At 33.1% G+C, this 14902-nt stretch carries 12 protein-coding genes; 2 read left to right on the forward strand and 10 right to left on the reverse strand.

The genetic code is table 11. The annotated features are described in order from the left end of the window. Nucleotides 1-449 precede the first annotated feature (449 nt). The 4 genes from secA to BC961_RS12175 all read right to left on the reverse strand — a co-directional run bounded on the left by secA (nucleotide 450) and on the right by BC961_RS12175 (nucleotide 5640). Nucleotides 450-3791: a preprotein translocase subunit SecA gene (secA, locus tag BC961_RS12160; RefSeq protein ID WP_121926110.1), complete on the reverse strand. Its 3342-nt coding sequence runs from the start codon at nucleotides 3789-3791 to the stop codon at nucleotides 450-452. Nucleotides 3792-3875: 84 nt separating this feature from the next. After that, complete coding sequence (locus tag BC961_RS12165) at nucleotides 3876-4097, reverse strand: DUF2795 domain-containing protein (protein ID WP_007138072.1); 222 nt, start codon at nucleotides 4095-4097, stop codon at nucleotides 3876-3878. A gap of 195 nt (nucleotides 4098-4292) precedes the next feature. Beyond that, entirely contained in the window at nucleotides 4293-4862 is a 570-nt protein-coding gene (locus BC961_RS12170) for a cob(I)yrinic acid a,c-diamide adenosyltransferase (RefSeq protein ID WP_121926111.1), read from the reverse strand. 91 nt (nucleotides 4863-4953) lie between these two features. Then, nucleotides 4954-5640, reverse strand: a complete 687-nt coding sequence (locus BC961_RS12175) for an ABC transporter ATP-binding protein (protein ID WP_121926112.1) — start codon at nucleotides 5638-5640, stop codon at nucleotides 4954-4956. A gap of 369 nt (nucleotides 5641-6009) precedes the next feature. Here BC961_RS12175 and BC961_RS12180 point away from each other — a divergent pair, with 369 nt between their 5' ends. Then, entirely contained in the window at nucleotides 6010-6681 is a 672-nt protein-coding gene (locus BC961_RS12180) for a DUF6565 domain-containing protein (RefSeq protein WP_121926113.1), read from the forward strand. A 77-nt stretch (nucleotides 6682-6758) separates the two neighbouring features. Here the strand turns inward: BC961_RS12180 and BC961_RS12185 are convergent, their stop codons facing one another. Genes BC961_RS12185 through BC961_RS12195 form a run of 3 tightly spaced genes read right to left on the reverse strand, consistent with a single transcriptional unit; the run spans nucleotide 6759 to nucleotide 8894 of the window. Beyond that, on the reverse strand, nucleotides 6759-7388 hold the full coding sequence (locus BC961_RS12185) for a carbonic anhydrase (protein ID WP_121926114.1): 630 nt from the start codon (nucleotides 7386-7388) through the stop codon (nucleotides 6759-6761). Nucleotides 7389-7418: 30 nt separating this feature from the next. Beyond that, nucleotides 7419-8198, reverse strand: a complete 780-nt coding sequence (locus BC961_RS12190) for an O-methyltransferase (RefSeq protein ID WP_121926115.1) — start codon at nucleotides 8196-8198, stop codon at nucleotides 7419-7421. Nucleotides 8199-8222: 24 nt separating this feature from the next. After that, nucleotides 8223-8894 carry a 3-keto-disaccharide hydrolase gene (locus BC961_RS12195; protein WP_211331319.1) on the reverse strand — a complete coding sequence of 224 codons (672 nt, stop codon included), beginning with the start codon at nucleotides 8892-8894 and terminating at the stop codon, nucleotides 8223-8225. Nucleotides 8895-9106: 212 nt separating this feature from the next. Here BC961_RS12195 and BC961_RS12200 point away from each other — a divergent pair, with 212 nt between their 5' ends. After that, the gene (locus BC961_RS12200; protein ID WP_211331320.1) at nucleotides 9107-10660 is read left to right on the forward strand and encodes an SDR family NAD(P)-dependent oxidoreductase; all 1554 of its coding nucleotides are present in this window, start codon (nucleotides 9107-9109) and stop codon (nucleotides 10658-10660) included. Nucleotides 10661-10746: 86 nt separating this feature from the next. Here the strand turns inward: BC961_RS12200 and BC961_RS12205 are convergent, their stop codons facing one another. The 3 genes from BC961_RS12205 to BC961_RS12215 all read right to left on the reverse strand — a co-directional run bounded on the left by BC961_RS12205 (nucleotide 10747) and on the right by BC961_RS12215 (nucleotide 13907). Then, nucleotides 10747-11190: a hypothetical protein gene (locus BC961_RS12205; protein WP_121926116.1), complete on the reverse strand. Its 444-nt coding sequence runs from the start codon at nucleotides 11188-11190 to the stop codon at nucleotides 10747-10749. 88 nt (nucleotides 11191-11278) lie between these two features. Continuing rightward, nucleotides 11279-11788 carry a hypothetical protein gene (locus BC961_RS12210; protein WP_121926117.1) on the reverse strand — a complete coding sequence of 170 codons (510 nt, stop codon included), beginning with the start codon at nucleotides 11786-11788 and terminating at the stop codon, nucleotides 11279-11281. 256 nt (nucleotides 11789-12044) lie between these two features. Further along, on the reverse strand, nucleotides 12045-13907 hold the full coding sequence (locus tag BC961_RS12215; RefSeq protein ID WP_121926118.1) for an ABC-F family ATP-binding cassette domain-containing protein: 1863 nt from the start codon (nucleotides 13905-13907) through the stop codon (nucleotides 12045-12047). Between the last annotated feature and the right edge of the window lie 995 nt (nucleotides 13908-14902).

The following is a 14902-nucleotide window of genomic DNA, read 5'->3' on the forward strand; positions in this document are numbered from 1 at the left end:
ATTTAGCATAGTCTTGCCTAAAACTTTTATATATGCGCTACAGAGTAGCGCCAATACACCCATTTCTGAAAGTATAGGCCTAATTTAATAGTATTTTTTACTCTCTCTTAAAATATATAATTTTATTCCGAAATTGCTGATATAAAATGATTCTTCAAAAGTAATTCTTTTCAACAGAATAGCTTTGTTCAAGACCGTAAAAGCTCTCAAATTGTCGAGATCGCCTAGCCCTGACTGCAGCGAAAAACGCATGCCGGTAGCCAGCCGCTTTTTTCTGGTGGTTGCAGAGCGACTGCAAGAAGCTCCTGCAAGCGCCTAGAAAAATCGTTGGCTACTAAATGCTTTGTAGCGTAGGGCAGGAGTAGCTCCTAAAAAAACTAAAAAAAAGAGCATAAAAAAACTCCACTACTTGCGCAGTGGAGTTCGTAATTGTTTTGTAATATAATGGCTTAGTTAACTAATACCCATTGTCCTGAAGCGATTAAGCTTTCGGCTTTTTTGTATTTCATTTCTTGTATTTGTCCGTTAGCCACGTTTTGAACAGTTACGTTATCGTTACGATTAATTTTTGGCATATCTCTGGTGATAGTTTCAGTTATTTGACGTGCTTGCGTTTGACCCGCTTCACGATTTGCAGCTTCACTATTTGGAATTTCGTCCTTACTCAATTCGTAATCTTCTTGTGGAGCAACTTCTACTGCTTCTTGAATCGTTTGATTCTCTTGAGCTGGTAAATCACCTTTAAATAAGAATGAGATAACTTCCTTATTTACATTTTCGATCATTGCTCTAAATAAATTAAAAGCTTCTAATTTATAAATAAGTAATGGATCTTTTTGTTCGTGAACGGCTAATTGAACTGATTGTTTCAATTCGTCCATTTTACGTAAGTGTTTTTTCCAAGCTTCATCAACGATTGCTAATGTGATATTTTTCTCGAAATCAGCAACTAGTTGTGCCCCTTCAGAATCGTAAGCCATTTTCAAGTCGGTTACAACATTCAAAGATTTTATTCCATCTGTGAAAGGAACTACTATTCGCTCAAATTGGTTGTTTTTATCTTCGTAAACATTTTTAATAATTGGGAAAGCTTCTCTTGCGCTTCTTGCTGTTTTCTCAGTATAATATTCTAAAGTAGCTTTATACACTTTTCCTGTTAATTCCATTTCGCTCAATTTATTGAACTCACTTTCAGTAACTGGAGATGTGATTGAGAAATAACGAATCAATTCAAATTCGAAGTTTTTGAAATTATTAGTACCTTTATTTTGATCTACAATTAGCTCGCAGGTATCATAAAGCATATTAGCAATATCTAATTTCAAACGCTCTCCAAATAAGGCATGACGACGACGTTTGTAAACTACTTCACGTTGTGCATTCATAACATCATCATACTCTAATAAACGTTTACGAACACCAAAGTTGTTTTCTTCTACTTTTTTCTGTGCACGTTCAATAGATTTAGTCATCATCGAATGCTGAATAACTTCACCTTCTTGCAGTCCCATTCTATCCATTACTTTAGCTACTCTCTCAGAACCAAACAAACGCATTAGGTTATCTTCAAGTGAAACATAAAATTGTGAACTTCCAGGATCTCCTTGACGACCTGCACGACCACGTAACTGACGGTCAACACGACGAGAGTCATGGCGCTCTGTACCTACAATTGCCAATCCACCTGCTGCTTTTACTTCGGCAGATAATTTAATATCGGTACCACGACCAGCCATGTTTGTTGCAATTGTAACTACTCCTGGTTTACCAGCTTCTTCAACAATTTGAGCTTCTTGCTTGTGCATTTTTGCATTCAATACATTATGCATAACACCTCTCATTTTTAGCATTCGACTCAATAACTCTGAAATCTCAACTGAAGTTGTACCAATAAGTACTGGTCTTCCTGCTTTTGACAATTCTGTTACATCTTCGATTACTGCATTGAATTTTTCACGAGTAGTTTTGTAAATAAAATCCTCTTTGTCAAAACGTGCCATTGGTCTATTAGTAGGAATTTCTACTACGTCCAATTTATATATTTGCCATAACTCACCTGCTTCGGTTACAGCAGTTCCAGTCATACCACCTAGTTTGTTGTACATTCTAAAGTAGTTCTGTAAAGTAACTGTTGCAAAAGTTTGTGTTGCAGCTTCAATTTTCACATTTTCTTTAGCTTCGATCGCTTGGTGAAGACCGTCAGAGTAACGACGACCATCCATAATACGACCTGTTTGCTCATCTACAATCATGATTTTATTATCCATGATTACATATTCAACATCTTTTTCGAATAAAGCGTATGCTTTTAAAAGTTGTGTTAACGTATGGATGCGCTCACTTTTAACACCAAAATCTTGGAATAATTTTTCTTTTTCTTCCGCTTCAGTATCTTTGTCTAATTTTTTCTTTTCAATGGCAGCGATTTCTGTTCCAATGTCTGGAAGTACAAAGAAATCAGCGTCAGTATCTCCTGAAAGATATTTAATTCCGTTATCAGATAATTCAACTTGATTATTTTTCTCTTCGATAACAAAATACAATGCCTCATCAATCTTGTGCATTTCTCTTTTGTTATCCTGCATGTATTGGTTTTCTGTTTTCTGAAGTAATTGCTTAATTCCTTCTTCACTTAAAAACTTAATTAGTGCTTTATTTTTAGGTAATGCTCTGTAGGCCCTTAATAATTGAAATCCACCTTCTTTAGTATTTCCTTCTTTTATTAATTTTTTAGATTCTGAAAGAAAACCATTAGCTAATTGACGTTGTAATGCCACTAAGTTTTCAATTTTCGGCTTCATTTCCATGAATTCGTGACGATCTCCTTGAGGAACTGGACCAGAGATAATCAAAGGTGTTCTAGCATCATCAATTAAAACCGAGTCAACTTCATCGACAATCGCATAGTTGTGTTTTCTTTGAACTAGATCATTTGGCGAATGTGCCATATTATCTCTTAAGTAGTCAAAACCAAATTCGTTATTCGTTCCGTAAGTAATGTCAGCATCATATGCTTTTCTTCTTTCGTCAGAATTGGGTTGGTAATTATCAATACATTCTACGGTCATACCGTGAAATTCAAATATTGGTGCTTTCCAAGTACTATCCCTTTTTGCTAAATAGTCATTCACAGTAACTAAATGCACACCGTTTCCAGTCAAAGCATTTAAATACAATGGTAAAGTAGCCACTAATGTTTTTCCTTCACCTGTTTGCATTTCCGCAACTTTTCCTTCGTGTAGCACCATTCCACCTATTAACTGGACGTCATAGTGAATCATGTCCCAAGTAATTTCTTTTCCTGCTGCACTCCAAGTATTATTCCATATCGAGTTATCTCCCTCTAATGTAATATAACTCTTTGAAGCTGAAAGTTCGCGGTCTTTTGGGGTTGCCGTAACAACTATTTGTGAATTATCTTTAAAACGTCTCGCTGTTTCTTTAACAACAGCAAATGCTTCAGGAAGAATATCCATCAACGTTTTTTCTGAAATTTCATAAGCTTCTTTTTCCAGAGCATCAATAGCGATGTAAATATCTTCTCTTTTATCAATATCAAGAATACTTTCTACTTCCTTTTTCAAGGCAGCAATTTTCGCATCTTTTTCAGAACGATCTTGCTTTATTTTTTCTTTAAAAAATGCTGTGCGTCCTCTAAGTTCATCATTGGTTAATGACATTAAAGGATTTTCAAAAGTTTTGATTTTGGTAAGATAAGGTTGTAACGCTTTTACATCTTTTTGTGACTTATCGCCAACAAAGACTTTAATAATGCTATTTAGGAAACTCATGATTTGATTTTATTACTAATTGTATAATTTATTGACTTTAAACCAAAAAAAAGCCTCTTTAGAGACTTTTAATTGGTTTACCTTTTAATATTCATCCTCATTCCAAAGATAATCTTCGTCAGTAGGATAATCTGGCCATATTTCTTCCATTGATTCATATATTTCGCCTTCATCCTCGATAGATTGAAGGTTTTCTACTACTTCTAATGGAGCTCCTGCTCTAATAGCGTAGTCAATAAGTTCGTCTTTGTTAGCAGGCCACGGTGCATCACTTAAATAGGATGCTAATTCTAATGTCCAATACATTTTTTGTCGATTTAGTTTTGTGCAAAAATAAAATTTTTACTCACAAATACAAGTAAAAAATGACTTATTTTTATTTAAAGTTAAGAACGTTTTGCTTTTAGTGTTCAGTGGTCAGATTTTAGTTTTCAGTTAATACTGAAAACATATCAAAAATCAGATTTTTTAGCTGCCTTCTGAATACTTTTTTACTGATTACTACTTCCTCGGTATCCATTGAACCTCGTTAGCTTTCAAGTCATGAGACAACTTTCGTGCCAACACAAAAAGGTAGTCAGAAAGTCTGTTCAAGTATTTAATTGCAATCTCAGCGACAGGTTCATTGTGACTTAAATGTACTGCTAAACGTTCTGCGCGACGGCATACGCAACGTGCTATATGACAATATGACACGGTCGTATGTCCACCAGGAAGCACGAAATGTGTCATTGGCGGCAAGGCTTCTTCCATAGCGTCAATTTCATTTTCTAATAATTCTATGTCGGATTCAATTATTCCTAATTTTTTCAATCTTAGTTCTCCATTTTTCATCACTTCCTTCTCTGGTGGAGTAGCAAGAATTGCTCCTACAGTAAATAAGCGATCTTGAATTTCAACTAAAATTTCCTTGTAATGATTGTTCATTTCTTGGTCACGTATCAATCCTATATGAGAATTTAATTCATCAACCGTTCCATAACTTTCTATTCGAGCGTGATCCTTTGGGACACGAGTTCCGCCAAAAAGGGCTGTTGTTCCTTTGTCTCCTGTCTTTGTATATACTTTCATTTTGGTTTTAAATTGTTGATTAGTGATTTTAGTGCGCCGATTTATTACAAAAAAGTAAATGGGAGATCTAAATTCATCAATCTGATATTATTTATTTTGTTGTATCGCTTTCGATTATTCCATCACGCAAGCGAATGATACGATGTGCATAAGCTGCAATTTCTTCCTCATGTGTTACGAGAATAACGGTATTTCCATTACCATGGATGTCTCCAAAAAGCTTCATGATTTCTAATGAAGTTTTACTATCTAAGTTTCCTGTAGGTTCATCAGCAAGGATAATTGAAGGTTTATTTACCAATGCTCTAGCAATAGCGACACGTTGTCTTTGTCCTCCCGATAATTGATTAGGTTGGTGATCCATTCTATCAGCAAGGTTTACTTGCTCCAATACTTCTGTTGCTCTCTTATTGCGTTCTGACTTTGAGAATCCAGCGTAAATCATTGGTAAAGCCACATTGTCTAGCGCAGTTGTTCGTGGTAAGAGGTTGAATGTTTGGAATACGAATCCAATTTCTTTATTTCTAATTTCAGCTAACTCATCGTCTTTCATCTGGCTCACGTCCTTTCCATTCAAAATGTAAGTTCCCGAAGTTGGAGTATCTAAACATCCTAGCAAGTTCATTAACGTAGATTTTCCAGACCCTGAAGGTCCCATCAAAGCGACATATTCACCTTTATTAATTTCTAAATCAATTCCTTTAAGAACGTAAACAACTTCGTTACCTAGTACAAAATCTCTTTTGATATTGGTTATTTTTATTAGCGGGTTTGCCATTAGAATGTATGATTTTTAGCCTTAGACGTTGCTTTAGCTGCTATTAATTCAGATTTTAAAAGTACAAAAACTTTTCAACTATTAATAAGTAGTCAATTTTAATATTTGTTACAATTTAAAGTATTGAAATTTAGTGTTTCGAAGCTGCTCAAAATCAGAAATATTATTGTAGTTGCTAAAACTGCTTAAACGTTAGTTAAAAAGTTTAAATCAAACCTTATAGAATTAATTTTTAAACTTATATAATTAACACCATTTCATGCGTTATTTCACAATTAAAATGATTAATTATATAATTATTGGTTAATTGTTGAATATATTGCAATGTAATCTACATTTGCTTCATAATAATTAATCAAATCAAAAATTATGAAAAGTCAAAAACTAGTATTAGGATTAGCGTTAATCGCAATTGGATTCACATCTTGTAAAGATGAGAAAGCTGAACAAGCAGAGAAAAAAGTAGATTCTTATGTAACATACGTAGATTCATTAGGAAATGTTGCAGAAAAAGATGCAGCTGGAAACTGGGAAGGTATTGAGTCTTCTTATCAGTTAAGAGTTGGAGAAGCTGAAGTTGCAATTGCTGATATGAAAGACAATGCAGAAGCTCAAGCAAGAATCGATGCAAGTAAAGCTAAATACGAAACTTTAAAGGCTAAAGTAGAAGCTCAGAAAATGGAAGCTGCTGCGGCTGCAACTCCAAGTACTAAACAAACATTGAGAAATGCATTGTTTGGAGAAGGAAAAATAGGAGATGATATGAATTTTGGATGGGTTAACGCCGCTAATATTCATAATGTTTACCAACAATTTGTTCATACTGTTGAAAACAATAAAGATAAATATTCTCGTGAAGACTGGGATGAAGTTAAATTGATGTATGAAGCATTAGATAGCAGAAAAAACACAGTTGAAAAAGAAGGTCTATCTTCTGAAGACAATAGAAAAATTGCTGGTTTAAAAATCAAATTTGCACCAATGTACACATTGAACAGAATGGGAGCTAAAACAAGCGAAATGAAAAAAGCTAAACAATAAGCATTATTTCATTAAAACAGAAAATGACAGTTAGTGATGACTGTCATTTTTTTTGCTATTAACTTTTTTAATAATTACTAGTCAGCAATTTTATATATTTTAGTAATCTCTTTGAAAATAGCATCTACATCGATTTTCAAATCAATAAGTTTCCCTGTGTGAATGTCAAAAACCCAACCGTATACTTTTAGATTTCTTTGTCTATTTGCTCTTTGTACTTCAGCAGTTTTAATTACGTTTATACATTGCTCTTGAACATTGAGTTCCACAAGTCTTTTATACTTTTCGTCTTGATTTTCGATAGCATCAAGCTCATCTCTATGAATTCGATAAACGTCTCTAATATTCCGCAACCATGGATTTAAAATTCCTAAATCTGCTTGCTGCATCGCAGCAAGTACACCACCACAACCGTAATGACCACAAACTACAATATGATTCACTTTTAGACTTGTAACGGCATAGTTAATAACTGACATAGAATTCAAGTCGGTATTAGGAACCATATTAGCAATATTACGGTGTACAAAAACTTTTCCTGGTTCTAATCCCATTAAATCTTCTGCAGATACGCGGCTATCTGAACATCCGATATATAAAAATTCCGGAGTTTGCCCGTCTGATAATTTTTCGAAATAATTGGCGTCACTTTGTAACTTTTTTGCAATCCAATTGCGGTTATTTTCAAAAATTTTTTTGATGTCCATTTGGTTTATTTAGAATGCAAATATAATAATCTATATGCGAATGATGAAATGTTCTTTTGGTTGTTCTCTTCTAAAAAACACAAATCCCCACTGGAATGTATCTATTGTGACAGTAACTTTTGGATGTTTTTTTATTAATTCCCATGCTTGAGTCATCTCCGTGGACCAATGAATATCATCAAATATCCAAACTGTTTCATTAGTAATAGTAGGAAGTAAGAATTCGAGATAATCTAATGTAGCTTGTTTTTGATGATTACCGTCAAAATAAATCAGATCATAAATAGTTGCTTCAGACTTGCTATTTTTTAGGTAAGCACTGAATTCTGTAACTATGTTTTCGATATTATTTAATTCGAAATGCTTTAAATTTTTCTCAGCTACTGCTGAAGTATTTTCGCAGCCTTCAAGAGATGTAATTTTGGCTACTTTATTTCCAGCAGATAATGCTGAAGTTGCTAATCCTAAGGATGTTCCTATTTCTAAAATATGTTCTGACTGGAAATATTTAGTAATTCTAAACAGTAATTCAGCTCGTTTTTTACTAATACCAGCCTTTTGAGCAATTTTGCAAACTGCTCTTTGATTCGTTTTGAAAACTTTTGATCCTGCGCCAAAATCAGTAACTTTAATGACTTCTTTGCTTGCTAAAAGTGAATTTCTATATTTTTCTAAAAGTTCGTATTCTGGTTTGTACTGTTTATCATAAAAACATTTTGCAATCAAATTAAAAACAAAAGGGGAATGAACGGCGTGCTCATTTTTTGAGTGCCAAAGAAATTGGAAATAGGATTTAATGGGAAACCACATAGGAATTAATTGCTTCACAATAATTTACATGCATTTTTTGATACTAACTCTTCTGAAGTCAATTGGAAATCCTTCATACTGCAATAAAATACGTCCGTTCTTGACCGAAGATTGAGTTCCTTTATTAACTAATTTTCCGTTAAGTTTTTGTGTTACTACGCCATTTTTTACCGTTATTTTAATTTTATTCCATTCTCCAACAGGTTTTTCGGCATCTTTAAAAAATTTTGATTCAACGCTTTTTCCTGCTATGGTTTTATTACCTTTCACGTTTAAAGTTACATTTTGTAGTAAAATAAAATCTCCTGTAGCGTTCTCTTTAATCTGAAACTGAATTCCTTGTGGCCATAATTCATCAGCAGTTTCAGCAGGAACAAGATACATTAAACCGCTATTTCGGTTATCTGATTTTCGAACGAATGAAGCGTCAGTGTTCCATCTAAATTCTGCTGTCAATTGAAAATTTTCAAAATTTTCTAATGACATTAGATAACCAGCATCTTTACCATAAAGCCGAATCATTTTGTCTTCGACAAAAAATACTTCAGAAGCATTCTCGTGTTTTCCAGTTTTAGGTTCGAATGCATACCATCCTGTTAAATCTTTTTCATTAAAAAGGTTTATTTTTTTTTGCGCATTTGTAGATATTGAACTGATTAAGAATGCAATTAGAATTAAGCGATATAAGTTATTCATAAGTATTGGATGGAGATTTAACTAGTAAAGAACGGTAAAGTAAGTTTTTTGTAAAAAATAAAGTAAAAGTAGGTATTAAATTATTCGAACTCGAAAATCTTAAATAGAAATAACATATTTCTATTTCTTATCGTTTTCGCCGAGCGTAAATAGAATCATTTAAAAACTATCTTTGCAACCTTGGAATTTAAGCCAAGATTGAAGTTTTTTTTATGATAGACCAAGAGGAAATGGAAGAGATGACTGCTATAAATTCAGCCGAAATAGAGCGCTGTATTGCAATACTTGCTCAACTTAATAATGATACGGACCAAATATTTGATATTCCGAAAGAACAAAGAACTGCTTTAATAAAAGCCGCTGGGCAATTTTCTAGACCCGATCGCGATGAACTTTCCCGCAGGAAAAAAGACGGTCGGTTAGTAGCTAAACGTAAAAAAGAAAAGCAAGATAAGACCGCGCGTAAGGAAACTGGAATCCGTTACGCACGTGAGGCAAGTATTTTTGTAGCGCCAAAACTGTTAGCTTTTAATGAGCTAGAAATTAAAGAACAACTAGAACTTGAAACCCCAAGGAATTGTTACGTTTGTAAAACGCCATTTACTAAAATGCATCATTTTTACGATACAATGTGTACGGATTGTGGCGATTTTAATTATGCTAAACGTTTTCAAACCGCCGATGTAAAAGGTCAAGTGGCTGTTATCACTGGTTCTCGCCTAAAAATTGGGTACCATATTACATTGATGCTTTTGCGAGGTGGAGCAACGGTCATTGCAACAACTCGTTTCCCCGTTGATTCGGCTCTTCGCTTTTCTAGAGAACCTGATTTTATGGATTGGGGCGATCGCTTAAAAATTCATGGACTCGATCTACGACATATTCCAAGTGTCGAAATCTTTTGCAATTTTATAGAACAGAAATATGATAGATTGGATATTTTAATCAACAATGCTGCACAAACAGTGCGACGCCCTGCTGGTTTCTATACTCATTTAATGGAGAATGAAGGACGCATGTTAGCTGATTTACCAATACAAACGCAAAGATTATTGTTAGATCACACGAACTGTCTTGATGAACTGAAAATATTGACTTCTGGAGCTTCTTCTAACCAAAATATGCCGGTGACTTGGCATGGACCTGAACCTGGAATTGGTTTGCGGGCTTCCGCCAAATTATCTCAAATTCCTTATTCGTTTGATAATGCGTTAGTGGCAAATGAAGTTTTTCCAGAAGGAGAACTCGATGCCGACTTGCAACAAGTCGATTTGAGAAAAACGAACAGTTGGAGATTGAAATTAGGACAAATAGAAACTACTGAAATGATCGAAGTACAATTGGTAAACTCTGTAGCGCCGTTTGTACTATGCAACCGACTTTCGGAAGTAATGAAAAAAAACAATACAGGAAAAAAGCATATCATAAATGTTTCGGCAATGGAAGGAAAGTTTCATCGTTTTTTTAAAGAAGCGCGACATCCACATACTAATATGGCCAAAGCAGCGCTAAACATGCTTACCCATACTGCAGCTGGAGAGTTAGCCAAAGTTGGAATCTTCATGAATGCAGTTGATACTGGTTGGGTAACCGATGAAGATCCAGCAGAATTAGCCAAAAAGAAACAAGAAGAGGAGGATTTTCAGCCGCCATTAGATATCGTCGATGGAGCAGCCCGAGTAATGGATCCGCTATTTGACGGAATTAATACGGGAAAACATTGGTGCGGTAAATTTTTAAAAGATTACAACCCGATTCCTTGGTAAAAAATTTGATGTTTTAAATAAAAAACCACAAGAGAATTATGTTCTATTGTGGTTTTTGTCTCACGTTGTAAATAAGAGTTAGGAACTCATATGAGAGGCTTAAGAGCTCGATTGAGTTTTAAGTATTTTTTTTCCAAACTTTCAAATCGGTCTAAAAGTCTTAAACTTGTAGTTGCCATATTGGGTATTTTCCAAAATTCTCCATTAAACCATTTTACACATACAGCATGTGCTTCAGTAAATTTTTTATTTTTACTATATATTTTAGCCAATTTTTCAAAAACTCCAGGGTAGCATGTACCTTTGTTAATTAAGCTTTCTAAAAAATCAATCTCTGTTTCATTTTTTAAATTTTGATTAGTATTATAAAAAAATATAAATTCATCAGCTAAATAATATAAATCATTGATTTTATTATAGGTGTCAGAAAACTGAATTTGAGCTAATGAAACAGATTCTGAATAATTATTTTTGCAATTAATCAAATATTCCCTCATTTTTTCTAAAACTTCAATTTCAATTTTTTTCATTCTTCTGGAGTGATGTTTTTTAATGTGAAAAATTAACTTCTTTAAGAGTTTTAATACCTTTACAGTTTAAGACTTGTATGAGTGGAGCCTAATAGTTTTTCCTTAGTTCTACTCCTAAATCATTCATGATTTTGTCAAAATCTGCAACTAGTTGAAACATTTTATCATTGCTTTCAGATGGACTAACTGTTTTAGAAACGCTATTCATTTTAGTTCTTATTTGTTTAAGCTGGTTTCTTAAATTGTCATTTTGTACTCGTTCAGATAAAATACATAAATTTCTATTTGAAATTAGTAAATTATCATTAGTTTCATCGTTAAGCATTCCTTTTTGCCACTCTTTAGTGATTTTATAATTTTTCAAATCTTCAATATGAAGAACTGTTATATAGCGATAAATTTTTGAAAGGATATCTTGAATTTCTAGAAAATTTTTTCTTTGAAAATCTCTAAAAAGCTCTTCTCTTTTGAGTTTTTCAAGTATAATTTGATTTTTAGTTGAACTCTTCGTACTAATTAAAGTTGTGATGACACTAGATGCAGTTACTAATATTGCACCCGTTAATGTTCCAACTAAGCCCCAAATTTCTGGATTCATATTATTTTAATTTTTAATGCGTTTTTTTTTTTTAAGGAAAACAAATTAAAAGTGATGTATAAATTAATTTATCTTGTATAAAATCAAATATAGTTTTAATATAAAAGAAAAACCAAATTTCTCAAATTTTCCCATAATTATAAACAAAATGTTTTTTATACAAAAGCCCCAAAATTTCAATCGTTAAGAATTGAAATTTTGGGGCTTTTATGTAATTATATTTTTTATTCATCTAACGTTGCAGTGCTAAAGAAATCTATCCCTCCATCTTTGCACTCAATTCGAACCAGCGTTCTTCTTTACTTTCAATTTTATTAATGATATTTTGCAATTCATTAGCTTTCTTTTCTATACTATCATCAGCTACTTTTCCTTCAGCAAAAAGTTGCTCAATCGAAATTTTTTGAGCTTCTAAATCCTTAATTTCTTTTTCAGTTTTTTGATATTCCTTTTGCTCGTTGAAAGTCAAATTTCCTGTTGGATTATTTTGCTTCCAATCTTTTTTCTCTGCTTTGTTTTCCTCTTTTTGAGCAACATCAGTACTGTCTTCATAAGCTCTAAAGTCAGAATAGTTACCTGGGAAATTTTCAACAACTCCTTGTCCTCTAAAAATAAACAAGTGATCTACAATTTTATCCATAAAGTAACGGTCGTGCGACACAACTAGTAAGCATCCTGGATAATCAAGAAGAAAACTTTCTAAAACATTCAAAGTCACAATATCTAGGTCATTGGTAGGCTCATCTAGAATTAAAAAGTTTGGATTCTGAATTAAAACAGTACATAAATACAAACGCTTTAATTCACCACCACTTAATCTATCAACAAAATCATATTGTTTTTTGGAGTCAAAAAGGAAACGTTCCAGCAATTGTGAAGCCGAAATCAATTTACCTTTCATCAACGGAATAAATTCTCCGTACTCTTTTATGACATCAATAACACGTTGTCCCGGTTTTGGGTTAATTCCACTTTGAGTATAGTAACCTAATTTAATAGTTTCTCCAATAACTACTTTTCCACCATCAAGAGGCAAGCTTCCAGTCAATAAATTTAGGAAAGTCGATTTTCCAGTTCCGTTTTTACCAATGATTCCAATACGTTCTCCTGGTTGAAAGTCAAAACTAAAATTATCCATGATCACATGATCCTTGAATTTTTTAGAGATTTTGTGAAGCTCAATAATCTTGCTTCCCATGCGCTCCATGTTTATTTCAAGCTCAACTTTATTCTCACGACGACGACTTTGCGCTTTTTCCTTAATGTCGTAAAAATCATCTTGACGTGATTTAGACTTAGTCGTTCTAGCTTTTGGTTGGCGACGCATCCATTCTAGTTCTTTAACGAATAAGTTCTGCGCTTTATCCACACTTGCATTTTCAGAAGCAATGCGTTCCTCTTTCTTCTCTAAATAATAAGAGTAATTTCCTTTGTAATTATATAATTTACCGTTGTCAAGTTCGATGATTTCGTTACATACACGTTCCAAGAAGAAACGGTCGTGCGTCACCATGAACAAAGTAATGTTTTCTTTAGCAAAATAACTTTCAAGCCATTCAATCATCTCTAAATCCAAGTGATTCGTAGGTTCATCAAGAATTAATAAATCAGGACGATTGATCAAGATGATAGCTAGTGATAAACGCTTTTTCTGTCCACCAGAAAGATTTTTTACTTTCAGTTTGAAATCTTCTAATTTCAATTTGAACAAGATTTGTTTGTATTGCGTTTCAAAATCCCAAGCGTTATGCTGGTCCATTCCGTCAAAAGCTTTTTGATAAGCCTCTTCGTCTTCTGGATTTTCTAGTGCTTTTTCATAAGCTTCAATCACTTTCAGAATCTTATTGTCAGAAGCAAAAATGCTTTCTTCAATAGTTAATTCTTCTTGTAGATTGTTGTTTTGAGATAAAAATGCCATTCTAATCCCTTTCCTCAAAACTACTTGACCAGTATCTGATTCTTCCAAACCATTGATGATACTCATAATTGTAGTTTTTCCTGAGCCGTTTTTGGCTATAAAGGCAATTTTTTGGTCTTTATTAATCCCAAAAGAAATGTTTTCAAAAAGTGTTCTTTCTCCAAAAGACTTGGATATGTTTTCAACTGATAAGTAATTCACAATGCTAATTTTTTTGCAAAAGTAAGCTATTAAATGACTAATACCGAATTGTTTATTTTTAACTAACTTTTTGTAAATCGTGTAGCCTCATAATTGGCTAATAATGAAGTGGATTAATTTGATCTGTCATTAAGATATTGTTCTATTTTGAATTTTTAAGTAATGGTGAAGCAATAGAGTTGCTACTAACTTGGCATTTTAAGTTTAGATCGTTTTGGGCGTTTCCCTTTACAAAAGAGGCACTATTACTTTCCTGAGTAATAGTACCTCTTTTGTAAAGGGTCGGGCTATCCGCTACAAGTCCTCGCAAAGTTCCGTTGCACTTTACTTTCCTGCGGGCTTTTCACTATTATCCCTAACGCGAACCAATAGTTTTCATGATTGTCGCTAGTCCTATATATAAGGTACAATTAAAAACGTTCATTAATTATTCAAAATCATTAACTGCGTTTTCAATAACTGGCCGTTACCATTTATAAAATGATTATAAATTAGCCTCTAATGATCTTCGACGGTTTCACATTAAGAGCGTTACTTCTATATATAAGATCAGGTTTTAAAATACGTTTTTAATTTTCGTAAATATTGTCGAAATTTTTAAACTTGTTGCGAAGTATAGTTCTATCCTATATGAGGAAGTAATATGTACTATAGATACAACGTTATTAGAGTATGTTGTTTATAGATAATAGATATCGCTTATAATATTAGTAATCATATCTACGTTTTTGAAAATAGAAATAACATAATTGATTATAATCACTAGTAAAAGTGCGCTGATTTTATGTTTTTGCTATTATGTTGGGTCAAACGGTGTATACAGTGATTAAAATTTCATTTCAATATTCACATTTACAGTTAGTTAAAAACAATCTTCAACAAATCTTAAAAAAACTCACAAAAAAAGCTTGTATAACGGTATAAACGTTGTAGTTTTGCACCCGCAACAGCGCAGACGTTCTTACTTAATTAATGGAAATCGAATCAAAACTAAG

The sequence above is a fragment of the Flavobacterium weaverense genome (genome assembly GCF_003688495.1).
GTDB lineage: Bacteria > Bacteroidota > Bacteroidia > Flavobacteriales > Flavobacteriaceae > Flavobacterium > Flavobacterium weaverense.

Bases quoted from the DNA above. Each gene is read 5' to 3' on its own strand.
- secA (WP_121926110.1), bottom strand. From the start codon at position 3,791: ATGAGTTTCCTAAATAGCATTATTAAAGTCTTTGTTGGCGATAAGTCA.
- BC961_RS12165 (WP_007138072.1), bottom strand. From the start codon at position 4,097: ATGTATTGGACATTAGAATTAGCATCCTATTTAAGTGATGCACCGTGG.
- BC961_RS12170 (WP_121926111.1), bottom strand. From the start codon at position 4,862: ATGAAAGTATATACAAAGACAGGAGACAAAGGAACAACAGCCCTTTTT.
- BC961_RS12175 (WP_121926112.1), bottom strand. From the start codon at position 5,640: ATGGCAAACCCGCTAATAAAAATAACCAATATCAAAAGAGATTTTGTA.
- BC961_RS12180 (WP_121926113.1), top strand. From the start codon at position 6,010: ATGAAAAGTCAAAAACTAGTATTAGGATTAGCGTTAATCGCAATTGGA.
- BC961_RS12185 (WP_121926114.1), bottom strand. From the start codon at position 7,388: ATGGACATCAAAAAAATTTTTGAAAATAACCGCAATTGGATTGCAAAA.
- BC961_RS12190 (WP_121926115.1), bottom strand. From the start codon at position 8,198: ATGTGGTTTCCCATTAAATCCTATTTCCAATTTCTTTGGCACTCAAAA.
- BC961_RS12195 (WP_211331319.1), bottom strand. From the start codon at position 8,894: ATGAATAACTTATATCGCTTAATTCTAATTGCATTCTTAATCAGTTCA.
- BC961_RS12200 (WP_211331320.1), top strand. From the start codon at position 9,107: ATGATAGACCAAGAGGAAATGGAAGAGATGACTGCTATAAATTCAGCC.
- BC961_RS12205 (WP_121926116.1), bottom strand. From the start codon at position 11,190: ATGAAAAAAATTGAAATTGAAGTTTTAGAAAAAATGAGGGAATATTTG.
- BC961_RS12210 (WP_121926117.1), bottom strand. From the start codon at position 11,788: ATGAATCCAGAAATTTGGGGCTTAGTTGGAACATTAACGGGTGCAATA.